The following is a 13,493-nucleotide window of genomic DNA, read 5'->3' on the forward strand; positions in this document are numbered from 1 at the left end:
AAAGCGGCCGTTCGTTCAATGGCACTGTTCGTAAGGAGGCAATGAGATGCCTGACTGGTCCTACCAAACGTTATTTCGGCCACTATTATTCCGTCTGCCTCCCAGGATTGCGAGAAATGCGACACTTCAAGCTATGGGTGGGCTGAGCAGAATTCCTGGTGGTTCGCTCGTTATCCGCACCCTGGGGCATATGGAAGTATCACCTCTGCTGGAGCAGAAACGGATAGGGATCACGTTCAAATATCCGGTAGGCTTAAGCGGCGGCCTCGACCCGCATGGGACAGCACATGCGGCCCTCGCGCAATTCGGCTTCGGATTCATTGAGATCGGTCCCGTAACAACGGAACCAATCGCTGAGAAGCCAGTAGTCCGCGATGCTGCGCGTGAGATGCTCATTAGCGAACTAATAGAATCGAATGACGGCCTTGACGCTATCGTGAAACGACTACAAGGGAAGCAGGGGCACTCGCTTCCAATCTTTGCACGCCTGCGCCATATGCCGGGGCGTACTCCAACGGAGGCGCTGACCGAGAATAAGCGTATGCTGCAGGCTTTAATGCCATTTGCTGCCGGATTTTATCTCGATTGTACCGATTCGGACTGGTCTGCAGAAGCTGAGCTGGATCATATGGCCTCACTGCTGGATACGGCGAGGGAGATCGCTCCCGCCAAGCCGCTGTTAATATATTTGCCTCTGGATATGCAGGAGGAACGGCTGACATCACTTCTTCGCACGCTGAGTGGAGCGGGCAAGGGCTATGATGGCATCGTTATCGGAGATGCGATGAGGGGAGAATGGGGCTATGAGATCGGGCAAGAGACGTTGCCGTATTCCATCCGGTTGGCCTCCTGCGCCCGCAGTATATGTGGAGAAGCGGCAACTATCATTGCTGCTGGCGGCGTTCATGAGCCTGAGGATGCTCTTGCACTGGTCGGGGCGGGAGCTAACTATGTGCAGCTGCATAGCGGTCTCGTTTTCTCCGGTCCAGGTCTGCCCAAGCGTGTGAATGAAGCGCTGCTTCATGAGCTTGTAAAAGGTGAGGAAGCGACGTCGGAGCCGGGCTTCTGGCAGGGTTGGGGCTGGATGTGTCTATTAGGGCTTGGGATGATCATCGGCGGCGTGATTGCGTGGATTATTGCAGCGACAACGGTCGTTCTGCCGTATGATATCGCCTTTCTATGCGCCACTCCCGAAATGCTGGAGCAGTTGAACGACCGGCTGCTGCCCTTCATGTCGCATGACCGGATTACGCTTGCCGGGACGATGATCGCGATCGGGATTCTTTATTACCAGTTGGCACGTTATGGCCTGAGACGAAGACTGCATTGGGCCCGAACGGCGCTGATGACCTCAGGGCTTTTCGGTTTTAGCAGCTTCTTCCTTTATCTGGGCTACGGTTATTTCGATCCGCTCCATGCTACTGTCGCTGCGCTGCTGCTGCCGATGTTCGTTCTATCGATGAGAGACCGCAGGGATGAACCGTATCGCAAGCGGCCCAATATGCGCAATGACCGGGTTTGGCGAATGGCGCAGAGGGGCCAGTTTATGATGGTATCGCTAGGCTTCGCGCTTGTCCTTGGCGGCATCATTATCTCGATAGTAGGCATTACAGACGTCTTTGTGCCGGAAGATCTCGCCTTTCTAATGACGACTCCTTCCGTATTGAACGGAGCAAATGAGAATCTGATTCCGCTTATTGCACATGACCGGGCTGGCTTCGGAGGCGCTTTATTATCTGTCGCGCTTGGGCTGCTCGCTACCGCTTTATGGGGCATTCAAGAGGGTGAACGCTGGCTTTGGTGGACGTTTCTCGCTGCCGGCTTGCCGCCTTTCATAGCTGCTTTCAGTGTCCATATCGTGATCGGCTATATGGATTGGTGGCATCTGACGCCTCCGCTGATTGCTCTGCTGCTGTTCGTGCTGGGGCTGGTATGGCTCTATCCTTATCTGATGCGTTCGCCATCTGCAATTCCGGATCATACAAATTAGTACGTAGAATTAGTTGATGATTGGGGTGCAACTTGTTTGAATCACATTTCGTTTCATGAATATACGGAAGCTTATTTGGATGCTGTGTGCCAGACCTATAATTATTATGTCATGCATACGACGGTTTCGTTCGATATGGAGCCTCTCACAACCGAGCAGATGAGAGGGGTTATTGAACCGCTCGCCAATCGCTATCGATCCTTTATTATTCGTGTGGATGACCGCTACAGGGGATACGTTCTTATCACGCAGCATAAGAAGAAGGCTGCCTACGGTTTTACGGGAGAGGTCACGATCTACTTGAACCCTGAGGAGACGGGCAAAGGTGTTGGCGATCATGCGCTGCGGTTTATTGAAGGCATTGCCAAAGAGCTGGGATTCCACTCCCTGATTGCTTCGATCTGCGCGGAGAACAATGCCAGTGTACATATTTTCTCCAGGCACGGTTACCAGCAGGTTGCACATTACAGGGAGGTTGGCTATAAATTCGGGCGGTGGCTGGATATTGTCACGTATCAGAAGCTTCTGGATGTGTAATATTGAATAAAAATAATAATTAATGTATATTTATTCAAAACCTGATATCAAGGGGAAGAATACATGTACAAGCATATTGAAGAGATTGCCCTAAACAGCTGGCCATCCTTGCAGACAATCGTACAGGACGGCTGGCTGCTGCGGTTTGCTGATGGCTATACGAAACGCTCCAATTCAGTCAGTCCAATCTATGGAACCTGTCCGGAAGAGGAGCTCGCTGCAAAAATTACAGAGGTTGAGCAATTGTATGAAGGTGCTGGCCTCGACACGATATTCAAAATCACTCCGTTCGCTCAGCCGGCCGCGCTCGCCGGAACATTGGCTTCGCTCGGCTATGTGGAAGTGGAGCCTTCCAGCGTCCGATTGTTGGCGCTGCAGCAGCTTCCCGAGCCGGAGCTGGAATGCCGTATTGAATCATCGCCAAGCGGGGAATGGCTGGATAATGTTGCACGAATGCAGGGATTATCGGAAGGGGCTGTTTCGATTGCCCGACAGCTATTGAGCAGGTCCAGGCTGGAGCAAGGCTTTGCAATGCTGTACAGCGGCGGCGTGCCGGTAGCATGTGGTCTTGGTGTCATCGAACGGGGATTGCTCGGGCTATACGATATCGTTACGGACCCGGGCTGCCGCAATCAGGGCTTCGGTGAGCAATTGGTACGCCACCTGCTTCAATGGGGGCGGAGAAGCGGAGCTAGGGACTGCTATCTGCTTGTCGTCCAGAGCAACTTGCCTGCACTAAACCTGTATAAAAAGATCGGATTTCGCGAGATTTATAGGTATAGTTATTGGGTGAAGCAAAAGAAGGGTCTGGATATGACATCATGACGTAGAGCAGCCAGAGTGGCCGGAATAGCTATAGTAGGCATATCGTCTCCAACTCATTATAATTAGAAGGGGATCATGTTGAACATGTGGAATGAGGCGGGATTCAAGCTGAACCGCCATCTGCCAGTCAGCAGTGAGATGCTGCCGGATCCCTGTATCCGTTCTATTGTGAACGATTACGTGGAGCAGGTGGAGACAGCATTGCCCGGACTGCTTGCAGGCTTCTATATTTATGGATCAATTGCATTAGGCGATTATTCTTTATCGCTGAGTGATATTGACTTTGTAGCGGTTATAAGAAGTGAACTGAATAGCGGGCAGCTGGTGCTGCTTGCTGAGGTTCATCGTACAGTGGCTTCGAAATCCCGCAAGCCTAATATGAACGGTATTTATGTCACTCCGCAGCAGCTTGGCAAGCTGCCTCACGAAATCGCGCCGTATCCCTATTATTGCGATAACCGTTTGTATGCATCCGGATATTTCGAGTGCAATCTGGTCACTTGGGCTGAGCTGAAGGAAAGCGGCATTGGAATAATCGGGCCGGATCCTTCCTTGCTGGAATATGAGGTGGACTGGAATGAGCTGCTTCTGCGCATGAGGGATAATCTGAATAGCTACTGGCACTCCTGGATTCAACAATCGTCCAGGCTGTGGACGGCCAAAGGATTGGCTTTATTGGGCAGAGAGGCGGCGGAGTGGGGTGTTCTTGGCATCTCGCGGCTCCATTACACATTTCGAGAGAATAGAATTACGACAAAGGCTGGTGCCGGGGAGTATGCGCTGCTGCATGTCGATCCACGCTGGCATTCCATTATTCAGGAAGCGATTCATTATCGAAGAGGCAAGCCCTCGATCTATCATTCTATCGGCAGGCGGCGCTCGGATGCGCTTGCATATATGCTGTATATGATCGAAGAATGCAATGGATTGGCAGCAAGTAGCGGCTAATTTCAAATCTTAGGCGGAGGACGGACAGTGGTAATCGAACGATTAGGACGGATAGCTGCAATAGGGTGGACGGTAATTATTCTCGCAGGCGCCACTGTTTCTTGTATGCAGGAGCCAACTGAGAACAGGGAAGAGCAGCCCCTTGCGATGCAAGAGGACAAGGAGCCCATACAGGCGATACATTCCGATAAAATTCTAGCCCCGCAAGGAACTATGGGGAATGAGCTGGAAGTGAATACGGCCGTGCCAGAAGCTGCCGCCAAGGTGGATGCGGAGGTCATCAAGAGTTATTGGGATGGAATCGCAGAGGACTATCATCTGCTTGATATGATGCTGCTGGAGTGGGAAGAGGTGGACAAGCCGCAAGCTTTCTTATTAGAAGGACTTAACCACTCTATAGCCGAAATACGCTGGTATTGCACCTATAAGCTGGTTGATGATCCAGCTCTGCTTGATGCTGCGGCAATATCCGCTATTCGGGACATGCGCAATGACGAGCAGCTTGTTGTCCGGCAGGCGGCGAATTTTGCTGTCGCCTTGATCGACCATAGATATAGCGGCAGCTCCTTTGTGCGCTCTCAGGACGGAAGTATAGCTGGCTTTTACAAGTATAGAGAGAGCCGATACAATGATGGGAAAGTGTGGATGGTCAAGGAGAATAGTCCGAAGCTGCTGGGCAATCTGGATGGCTCTGTCTTCCGTCTGTCGATGTCAGCAAGCGGGAGATGGCTGGAAGCAGATTATGGCGGCCGTACATGGAGCAACATCGCTATATTCGACACTTCAACAGGCAATCAGCTGAGGCTGCCGAACTTGATTGAAGCAATTATTGATGACCCCGACAACAATTATGACATTCATCCCGAGTCAATCGACCGTTTTGATCCCGCCGTATGGATGGATCGATGGTTGGATAATGACCGGTTCAGATTCGCCTATCAATTCTATGATAGCAGAGGCAATCTGTTATCTGGCAGGGCCATATATGACACAACCACAGGGACGATTGAGCGGGTCATGAAGTTTAATAGGGAATAGGCTGCTAATTTGAAGGAGTACATGAACAACATCATGAAGCCATTAATATTCATCATTACAATTCTATACACCGGACTGCTCATCTATTGGATGTTTATCGGATTCGGACGCAGCCATACCCGCATAGATGCCTATCAATACAATATCATTCCACTGCAGACGCTGAAAATGTACGTGCTGTACGCGGATCATTTCAGCTTGCGCAATTGGCTTGTGAATATGGTCGGGAATGTAGCGGTGTTCGTGCCGTTCGGCATTGCGCTGCCTTATTTGTTTCGCTTGAAGCTGATGCGGTTCATGATTTTGTTTATCGCCGCTTTATTCATGCTTGAGCTGCTTCAGCTTGTACTGCATCGCGGAAGCTTTGATATTGATGATGTGCTATTGAATACATTGGGTGCTATTATGGGTTATATTATTTATCGACTAGGTATCCTGTTGGGACGGTCAGAGGGAGCATAAAGTGGAATACATAAGAGCGCTGCGGAGCGATGAACAGCATCCGTTTGATTTGTTGCTATTGGCAGACCCGGAGATGGAAGTTGTAAGAAGCTATATCGATCGAAGCCAATGCTTCGTCATGGAGAGAGATCAGGACATCATCGGCGTGTACGCACTGCTGCCTACGAGGCCGCAGACGATGGAACTGGTTAATATTGCAGTTGCAGAACAGGAGCAGGGCAAAGGGTACGGCAGGCAGCTGGCGCTTCATGCGATTGTGACTGCGGCAAGCCTTGGCTACAAGACGATCGAGGTCGGCACGGGCAATTCCAGCTTGATGCAGCTTGGGCTGTATCAGAAATGCGGTTTCCGCATTGTTGGTATCGATCTTGATTTCTTCACCCGGCATTATTCAGAACCGATCTATGATGACAATGGCATGCAGTGCCGGGATATGGTTCGTTTGCAGATGGATTTGTAAGACGGAAAGGAAGTGGGCTCGTTGTATAAAGCCATTCTGTTCGATCTGGATAATACTTTGCTGGATTACAGCTGCAGCGAGCAGGAGTCGCTGCGCCGTATGCTGGAGCATCATCAGCTGAACCTGCTTGAAGGGTTTCAATGGGAGCAATTTCGCGAAGTGTTTGCTCCCATCAACTGGATGTATTGGGTGGAGCGCAATGAGCGCAAGTTGAACATTATGCAGGTGCTGGACTATTCCTTCCGCGATACGCTCTTGCAGATGGGGCAGGATCACAGCGCATCCACGGACATGGCGGGCACGTACTGGCGGTTGTTCTGCTCGACATGCCATGTTATCGAAGGAACACAACATTTGCTTGCCAGGCTGCATGGCCGTTATCCAATGGGAATTATCTCCAACGGAATCGGAGAGGCCCAGCGAAGCAGGTTGAAGACGGGCGGGCTGGAGCATTATTTTGACCATTTGTTCGTCTCCGACGAGATCGGCTTCTGGAAGCCGGACCGGCAAATATTCGACCGGGCGGTGGATACGTTCGGCCTGCGCCATGACGAGGTGCTGTTCGTCGGCGATTCTCTGCAGGATGATTATCACGGTGCGTTGGGCGCCGGGATTGATTTCTGCTACTTCAACCCCGGAGGAAGCCGCCCTGAAGACGGAATTAGACCGAAATATAGCATTCAATCCTTGTCTCAGCTGATTGCGCTGCTGGCACTGAATAATGAAGAAAGAGGAGAACAGCATGAAATTCAGACCTTGTATTGATTTGCATCATGGAAAAGTAAAGCAGATCGTTGGAGAAACGTTAGACGCGAATCCGCAGCATGTGGTGGAGAACTTCGTATCCCAGCACGACTCTGCTTATTATGCCGAGATGTTCCGGCGGGACGGCTTGACGGGCGGGCATGTCATCATGCTTGGCGGCGGGAATGAAGAAGCGGCGTTGTCCGCGCTGAAGGCGTACCCTGGCGGACTGCAGATTGGCGGCGGCATCAATGCGGACAACGCCGCGCGCTATTTGGAGGGAGGAGCATCCCAGGTCATCGTCACCTCCTATATTTTTCGGGATGGGAAGCTGGATATGGACAATCTGCGCCGGATCGTCTCGGAGGTTGGCAAGGAGAGGCTGGTTATCGATCTGAGCTGCAAGCAGCGGGATGGCAAATGGTTCGTCGTTACGAATCAATGGCGGACCTTCAGTGATTGCGAGGTTAATGAAGCCAATCTGCGAGAGCTGGAATCCTATTGCAGCGAGTTTCTTGTCCATGCTGTTGATGTGGAAGGGAAGCGGACAGGAATTCTTGAGAGCCTGGTGGAAGGGCTGGCGAATTGGGTGGAAATTCCGACCACCTATGCCGGGGGCGCGCGTTCTCTTGCGGACATGGAGCTGTTCAATCGGCTGACCGTCGGCAAGCTGGATATTACAATCGGCAGTGCGCTTGATATTTTTGGCGGGGACTTGCCCTATAGGGAAGTCGTTGCTTACTGCAACGGCACGAATTAATCTTTCGAACAGCATGTGTACAGATATGCGCGAATCACGCAGAAATTGCCTTGAATGGCGGTTAGGCTGTTGAGAAAGCCTGTTGGAGCGCTTCCGTTAACTAAGCTTCCAAGCGTATGTGAGTGACTGACTGCAACACATTCGGTTGGTGGTGAGAGGGAAGCCTGCGAAAGTGCAGCAATTTCCGCTAAAAGAAGCCATTGCAGGCAGAATGCCTGCGATTACGCAGGAATATATGGCCGACCGGGCCACTAGAGGGAAAACCTGGCGAGAAGCCTGCGCTTCGGCAGGCATTCGGTCTTTAGCAGACCGAAATGATAAAAAGCCAGCCTATTCGCAGGCTTTTGAGAAAGTCCGGCGGACTTCCCGTCAACTAGCCCCCTAACGTACGGGAGTGACTGACTACCGAACATCCGGTTGGTGGTGAAAGGGAAACTTGCGAAAGTGCAGCAATTCTCGGTTAAAAGCAGGAGTCGCTACCCTCGGAAGGGGAAATTTCAACAGTTTGGGCCGCCATTATTGGTGGCTTTTTTATATACAAGATATACATATTATTGAGGTTGGAGATCTGACGATAAGCCTTTACAACTAATCGGGAGGCATGTAACGGTGGAAGAAGCGGTGATCAGAAGGCGGGGCTGTGCTTCTATTCGCGCTCTGTACCCTGACTGTTCTAATCTATGCGATTATCAATAGAAAGAATAGAAAAAATCTTATTCCGGGCGGTATTTGCCTGCTTGTATTGATGCCGGTGGGGCTGGTTCCTTTTACTCAAATCACATTGAAAATCGAATTCGAGAGGGATAAAGAGGATAGGTCTAAAGTAATAGAAATGGTTCGTGGTGGAGCATTGAAACCCAATGTAACGTATAACCCTTCTCTTATACATCTGCCGGAGCAATATGAGAAGCTTTCCAAGGGTGGGGGAGACATTGTGGTCGAAGGGGAAGGAGATGACCTTCAGGTGCTGTTCTTTACATTTAGAGGTGCATTGGATCATTTCTCTGGCTTTGTGTACACGGGTAATGGAACAGTTCCGGAGGGAGAAGTATTCGGTTCTCGCCTTGTTGAGGTGGATAGATTGGGCCGTAATTGGTTCTTCATTCGCGGGGGATAAAGGTCGCATTACAACTAGTTAAAATTACCTATTATGGAGTGGGCAGGCTGCTTTATAGATGACAACCGCTTTCATATAATCTTTGTCAAAGGGCTATTTTTTTAGTCCTATTTTTTTTGGTTTATGTAACCTACAATGAAGCGGAAAGTAATCTTTCTGCAAAATATGGCAAAAAACGAGAGGTTAACTGAGTTGAAACATGGCGTTTTCTGGAGATTGCTGTTTTTTGTTAAGCCATTCAGGCTGTGGGCATTTTTCGCAGTAGCTGCATCGCTGGTTATTGTCGGAATTGATATTTTTATCGCTTATTTTATTAAAGTGTTAACGAATGATGCGATTGATCAGAATTACAGCGAGCTTTTCCGTCACATGATTATGGTGTTCGGTGCAGTTGTTTGCGGGGTTCTGTTCAAGTATATCGCCAAATTCAGCTCGGTAAAGTTCAGCGCCAAAAGTCTGGAGTCGATTCGGAACGCGCTGACGCAGCATCTGCAGAAAACAGCTGTAGAGGCGATCGAGAACCGTCAGACCGGCGATATCATCGCACGCATGACGAACGATACCTATGTAGTCCAGAACTATTTTACTCATAAATTTGCTAATTTGATCTACCATCCGCTTGTTTTTATAAGCGCAATTATTGTACTGGCATTTATTAATTGGCAGCTCGTGCTGATTACGACTTTGCTGACACCGATAGCGATTATTGCCAGCCATATGATCACCAAGCCGATCGAGCGGCATGTCAAGCAGCTGCAAGAGCATCTGGGCGAGGGAAATGCGGTGCTTCACGATACGATTGGCGGCATGTCAATCGTCAAGGCATTCAATGCGAGAGACCGTATTGTACAGCAATACGAGACGATTATGAATGAAGCCTTGAGCAAAGCTGTAGAAGTGGAGAAGCGGCGTGCCTGGCTAAGTCCGTTAACTATTTTCCTGCAGATGACCCCGGTTATCCTTTGTGTTGTGTATGGAGGATATATGGCTGTTCAAGGAGAGATTGGAGTCAGTGATCTCATCCTATTCATCTACTTGCTGTTCCATATCGGGATGTCGGTTGCGGTTATTCCTGATCTGATCTTCAGCTCGAAGGAAGCGTCGGGTGCTGCGGGGCGGATGTTTGAGATTCTGGATCATCCGGTTGAGCCTACAGGCAGCGATGTGCTAAAGCCGAATGAAGCCGCTGAAGCTGTTGTCGAGTTCGCTGGCGTATCATTCCAATACAGCGAAGGATCCCGGATTCTCGATCATGTGAGCTTCACACTGCCTCTAGGGCAAACGTTTGCACTGGTTGGTCCGAGCGGCAGCGGCAAAAGCACCATATTCAAATTGCTCTGCGGCTACTATGAGCAGCAAGAAGGGGAAGTCAAGCTTTATGGCCAGCAGCTGAGACAATTGCAGCTCGATGAGCTCCGAAGCAAGATTGCGCTCGTATCACAGGATACTTACTTGTTCCCCGCCACAATCGCGGAGAATATTGCATATGGCAATGCCAGAGCGACGATGGCGGATATTGTGAAGGCGGCCAAGATGGCGAATGCGCATGAATTCATCATAGCGCTGGAGAAGGGCTATGAATCCTTTGTCGGAGAGCGCGGGGCCAATCTCTCAGGCGGGGAGAAGCAGCGGCTCGCTATAGCCCGGGCGATCTTGAAGGATGCGCCTATTCTGCTGCTCGACGAACCGACTTCCGCACTGGACACCCAGTCCGAGTTGCTCGTTCAGGAGGCGCTGGGACGTTGGATGAAAGGCCGTACCGTGCTTATGATCGCACATCGCTTATCGACAATTGCGGAAGCGGATGAGATTCTGGTGCTGGATGGAGGCCGTCTGGTCGAGCGAGGGACCCATAAGCAGCTTTTGAAGCAGGACGGGTTGTACCGCAAGCTAGTTGCAGAGTCCTTATCGCATGATCAGGGAGATCTTATTGAAATTGGCTAAGAAGGAGCGTATTGGATTGTTCGCTAACTGGAAGGATCATGAAGCGGTCCGCATGCTCTCCTTGTTGAAGCTTAACAAATGGCGGTATCTCATTGGTGTGCTCGGTGATTGCGGCGCAAGTGTAAGCCTGCAAATTCTGCTCGCTTTCGTCTTCAAGAACTTGATTGAAACATCCATCAACCGGGATCAATCCTCGCTTGCGAGTGCGATTGCAATCGTCTGTACTGCCGTAGTGATACTAGCTGTACTGTCGCCTTTCTTCGGCTATCTCTACAAGAAAAGCGTCAAGACGCTCATGACCCGTTTGAAGCTTCAGCTGTTCGAGCGGCTCAGCATTTTCCCGGTTTCTTACTTCGAGAAACGGCATAGCGGAGATGTAATGAGCAGGCTGACAAACGATGTCCAGATTATTGAGGATGTATTCCTTACTCAGATTCGCTCGCTCGCTTATATGGCAATGATGAGTGTTTCCGGGCTTGCAGCCATGTTCCTGCTCGACGCGCGAATCGCCTTAGTGCTGGTCGGTATTACAGTGCTATCGATTGTGTCGGTTGCCGCATTCTCCCGTTCGCTGCGGCAGCTGAGTGATTCGATCCAGCACAAGCTGGGACGGCTTACCGAGCAGGCAACAGACATGCTGACAGGTCTGCTCACCATTCGGATGTTCGGCCTGTCCGGTCGGTTTAACAGCAAGTACGCTTCCGTTAATGGCGAACTGACTGCGACCTCCATCAGGCATGGACGCAAGAGCGGGCATCTGGAGGCGACCAATTATTTTCTCGGATTCTTGAACTTCGGAGGCATTATTCTGATCGGTGTCTGGATGGTAGCCAATCGTTGGATCGAGATTAGTGTCATTGTTGCTCTTGTCCAGCTGCAATTAAGCGTCAGTATGGTTTTTCTGGATCTTGGCAGAATTTTAACCCAGTTCCAAACTTCTGCTGCGGGCGTTAGACGCATAACCGAGCTGTTGAACGAACCGGTGGAGCCTGAGAGGCTGGTCGCGGGAGACGAAGCAGGATACGCAGCGGGCATTGCAGCGGAATCCGGCAAGGCTGCGATGATTCAATTCGACGGGGTTGCGTTCGGCTATGAGCAGGACAAGCCGATTCTGCAAGGTTTGAATATGTCGATTGGGCGCGGGGAGATGGCTGCGCTCGTTGGCTCGAGCGGGGGCGGCAAAAGCACGGTCATGAAGCTGCTGCTTGGATTTTACCCGCCCGGCGAAGGGCAGATTACGATCGCGGGTCAGCGGATGGAACAGTATTCCCTGGCAGAACTCAGGGATTCCATGATGTACGTGCCGCAGGATACCTATCTGTTCCATGGCACGATTGCGAGCAACATCAGGCTCGGCAAGCCGGATGCCTCCATGGAGGAAGTTGTGCAAGCTGCTCAGTCCGCGCATATTCATGCGTTTATTGAGAGCCTGCCGGATCGGTACGAGACGATGATCGGCGAGCGGGGGGCGAAGCTGTCCGGCGGGCAGAAGCAAAGGATCGCCATTGCGCGGGCGCTGCTCAAGAATGCCCCTATACTGCTGCTGGACGAAGCGACATCAGCGCTCGATTCGGAGTCTGAGCAATTGGTGCAGCAGGCGATCAATCGCCTCATGGAGAACCGCACGACACTGGTCATCGCGCATCGGTTATCGACAATTAAGAATGCAGACATCATTTATGTTGTTGACGAGGGCAAAGTGGTGGAGCAGGGCAATCATGACAGTCTCTATGGGGCCCATGGATTGTATCACCAGTTATGCACGCTTCAATTCTCCAAGGAGGCGGGCTCAAGGTCAAGGGACTCTCTCCTGTTCGCTAAGGATGAAGCCGAAAGAGCCTAGGGGCTGTCACAAACGAGTTCATAAGTAAATTGATAAAGGGCAGGTGTTGGTTGTGTTGCAAGGTCAAAAGTTTCTCGTTACAGGCGGTTCCCGCGGGATTGGGCGCGCTACTGTGCTTTCTCTGGTGGAAGCCGGAGCGGATGTCGCATTTACATACCGCAGCAATCAGGAGGCTGCCGAAGAGGTTGTTGCCGAAGCGGCCAAGCTGGGGGGCGGCAAGGTGGTATCCTTTCTCGCTGATGCAGAGGATTATGCACAGGCGAAGCAGACGATAGAAAGTGTGAAGGAAGCGCTTGGCGGTCTGGATGGTGTTGTGCTTAATGCTGGCATCAACCGCGACAAGCTCCTTGTCATGATGGCAGAGAACGATTGGGATGATGTCATTTCGACGAATCTCAAGGGGACTTTCAATTATGCGCGGGCATCGGTCTATGGCTTGATTCAGCAGCGTTCCGGCCGGATCGTCGTCGTCAGCTCTGTCAGCGGACTGATCGGCACACCTGGCCAGGTGAACTATTCCGCTACCAAAGCAGGGCAGATCGGAATGGTAAGAACGCTTGCCAATGAAGTCGGCAAGTTTGGCATTACCGTGAATGCTGTTGCTCCTGGCTATATCAAGACCGACATGTGGGATGAGATGAAGGAAGCGACGAGAGAAAAGGTGAATCTGACGATACCAGCCGGCAGACCCGGAACACCGGAGGAAGTAGCGAACACCATTCGATTCCTGCTGTCGCCGGATGCCAGCTACATTAACGGCAGCGTTATTGTTATCGACGGAGGTCTAAGCGCCTAGGCAGTCTCGCTAGTAAAGAAATTCATTCA

The 13,493-nt window shown here is 51.1% G+C and carries 13 protein-coding genes; all 13 read left to right on the top strand.

From position 1 onward, the window contains the following. The first annotated feature begins 46 nt into the window (after nucleotides 1-46). The 13 genes from K0T92_RS19640 to fabG all read left to right on the top strand — a co-directional run bounded on the left by K0T92_RS19640 (nucleotide 47) and on the right by fabG (nucleotide 13,464). Nucleotides 47-1,990 carry a dihydroorotate dehydrogenase gene (locus K0T92_RS19640; RefSeq protein ID WP_219874187.1) on the top strand — a complete coding sequence of 648 codons (1,944 nt, stop codon included), beginning with the start codon at nucleotides 47-49 and terminating at the stop codon, nucleotides 1,988-1,990. 36 nt (nucleotides 1,991-2,026) lie between these two features. Next, nucleotides 2,027-2,527, top strand: a complete 501-nt coding sequence (locus K0T92_RS19645) for a GNAT family N-acetyltransferase (RefSeq protein ID WP_246628289.1) — start codon at nucleotides 2,027-2,029, stop codon at nucleotides 2,525-2,527. Nucleotides 2,528-2,590: 63 nt separating this feature from the next. Then, entirely contained in the window at nucleotides 2,591-3,352 is a 762-nt protein-coding gene (locus K0T92_RS19650; RefSeq protein WP_219874188.1) for a GNAT family N-acetyltransferase, read from the top strand. A 75-nt stretch (nucleotides 3,353-3,427) separates the two neighbouring features. Next, nucleotides 3,428-4,300, top strand: a complete 873-nt coding sequence (locus K0T92_RS19655) for an aminoglycoside adenylyltransferase domain-containing protein (RefSeq protein ID WP_246628290.1) — start codon at nucleotides 3,428-3,430, stop codon at nucleotides 4,298-4,300. Nucleotides 4,301-4,327: 27 nt separating this feature from the next. Continuing rightward, entirely contained in the window at nucleotides 4,328-5,338 is a 1,011-nt protein-coding gene (locus K0T92_RS19660; protein ID WP_219874189.1) for a hypothetical protein, read from the top strand. 33 nt (nucleotides 5,339-5,371) lie between these two features. Further along, the gene (locus tag K0T92_RS19665; protein WP_219874190.1) at nucleotides 5,372-5,800 is read left to right on the top strand and encodes a VanZ family protein; all 429 of its coding nucleotides are present in this window, start codon (nucleotides 5,372-5,374) and stop codon (nucleotides 5,798-5,800) included. A 1-nt stretch (nucleotide 5,801) separates the two neighbouring features. After that, nucleotides 5,802-6,260 (top strand): GNAT family N-acetyltransferase, encoded by a 459-nt coding sequence (locus tag K0T92_RS19670; RefSeq protein ID WP_343223748.1) that lies wholly within the window; start codon nucleotides 5,802-5,804, stop codon nucleotides 6,258-6,260. A 21-nt stretch (nucleotides 6,261-6,281) separates the two neighbouring features. After that, nucleotides 6,282-7,025, top strand: coding sequence for a YjjG family noncanonical pyrimidine nucleotidase (locus tag K0T92_RS19675; RefSeq protein ID WP_219874191.1), 744 nt, complete (start codon nucleotides 6,282-6,284; stop codon nucleotides 7,023-7,025). After that, a complete protein-coding gene (hisA, locus tag K0T92_RS19680; protein ID WP_219874192.1) occupies nucleotides 7,003-7,764 on the top strand; it encodes a phosphoribosylformimino-5-aminoimidazole carboxamide ribotide isomerase in 762 nt (253 codons plus the stop codon). The genes K0T92_RS19675 and hisA overlap by 23 nt, the downstream gene beginning before the upstream one ends. Nucleotides 7,765-8,404: 640 nt before the next feature. Beyond that, nucleotides 8,405-8,881, top strand: coding sequence for a hypothetical protein (locus tag K0T92_RS19685; RefSeq protein WP_219874193.1), 477 nt, complete (start codon nucleotides 8,405-8,407; stop codon nucleotides 8,879-8,881). A 192-nt stretch (nucleotides 8,882-9,073) separates the two neighbouring features. Further along, nucleotides 9,074-10,825 carry an ABC transporter ATP-binding protein gene (locus K0T92_RS19690; RefSeq protein ID WP_219874194.1) on the top strand — a complete coding sequence of 584 codons (1,752 nt, stop codon included), beginning with the start codon at nucleotides 9,074-9,076 and terminating at the stop codon, nucleotides 10,823-10,825. Then, nucleotides 10,812-12,668 carry an ABC transporter ATP-binding protein gene (locus tag K0T92_RS19695; protein ID WP_219874195.1) on the top strand — a complete coding sequence of 619 codons (1,857 nt, stop codon included), beginning with the start codon at nucleotides 10,812-10,814 and terminating at the stop codon, nucleotides 12,666-12,668. Before K0T92_RS19690 ends, K0T92_RS19695 begins: the two co-directional genes overlap by 14 nt. Nucleotides 12,669-12,720: 52 nt before the next feature. Continuing rightward, on the top strand, nucleotides 12,721-13,464 hold the full coding sequence (gene fabG, locus K0T92_RS19700) for a 3-oxoacyl-ACP reductase FabG (RefSeq protein WP_343223749.1): 744 nt from the start codon (nucleotides 12,721-12,723) through the stop codon (nucleotides 13,462-13,464). Nucleotides 13,465-13,493 lie beyond the last annotated feature (29 nt).

The organism is Paenibacillus oenotherae (assembly GCF_019443105.1).
Taxonomy (GTDB): Bacteria; Bacillota; Bacilli; order Paenibacillales; family Paenibacillaceae; genus Paenibacillus_Z; species Paenibacillus_Z oenotherae.

Bases quoted from the DNA above. Each gene is read 5' to 3' on its own strand.
- K0T92_RS19640 (WP_219874187.1), top strand. From the start codon at position 47: ATGCCTGACTGGTCCTACCAAACGTTATTTCGGCCACTATTATTCCGT.
- K0T92_RS19650 (WP_219874188.1), top strand. From the start codon at position 2,591: ATGTACAAGCATATTGAAGAGATTGCCCTAAACAGCTGGCCATCCTTG.
- K0T92_RS19655 (WP_246628290.1), top strand. From the start codon at position 3,428: ATGTTGAACATGTGGAATGAGGCGGGATTCAAGCTGAACCGCCATCTG.
- K0T92_RS19665 (WP_219874190.1), top strand. From the start codon at position 5,372: ATGAAGCCATTAATATTCATCATTACAATTCTATACACCGGACTGCTC.
- hisA (WP_219874192.1), top strand. From the start codon at position 7,003: ATGAAATTCAGACCTTGTATTGATTTGCATCATGGAAAAGTAAAGCAG.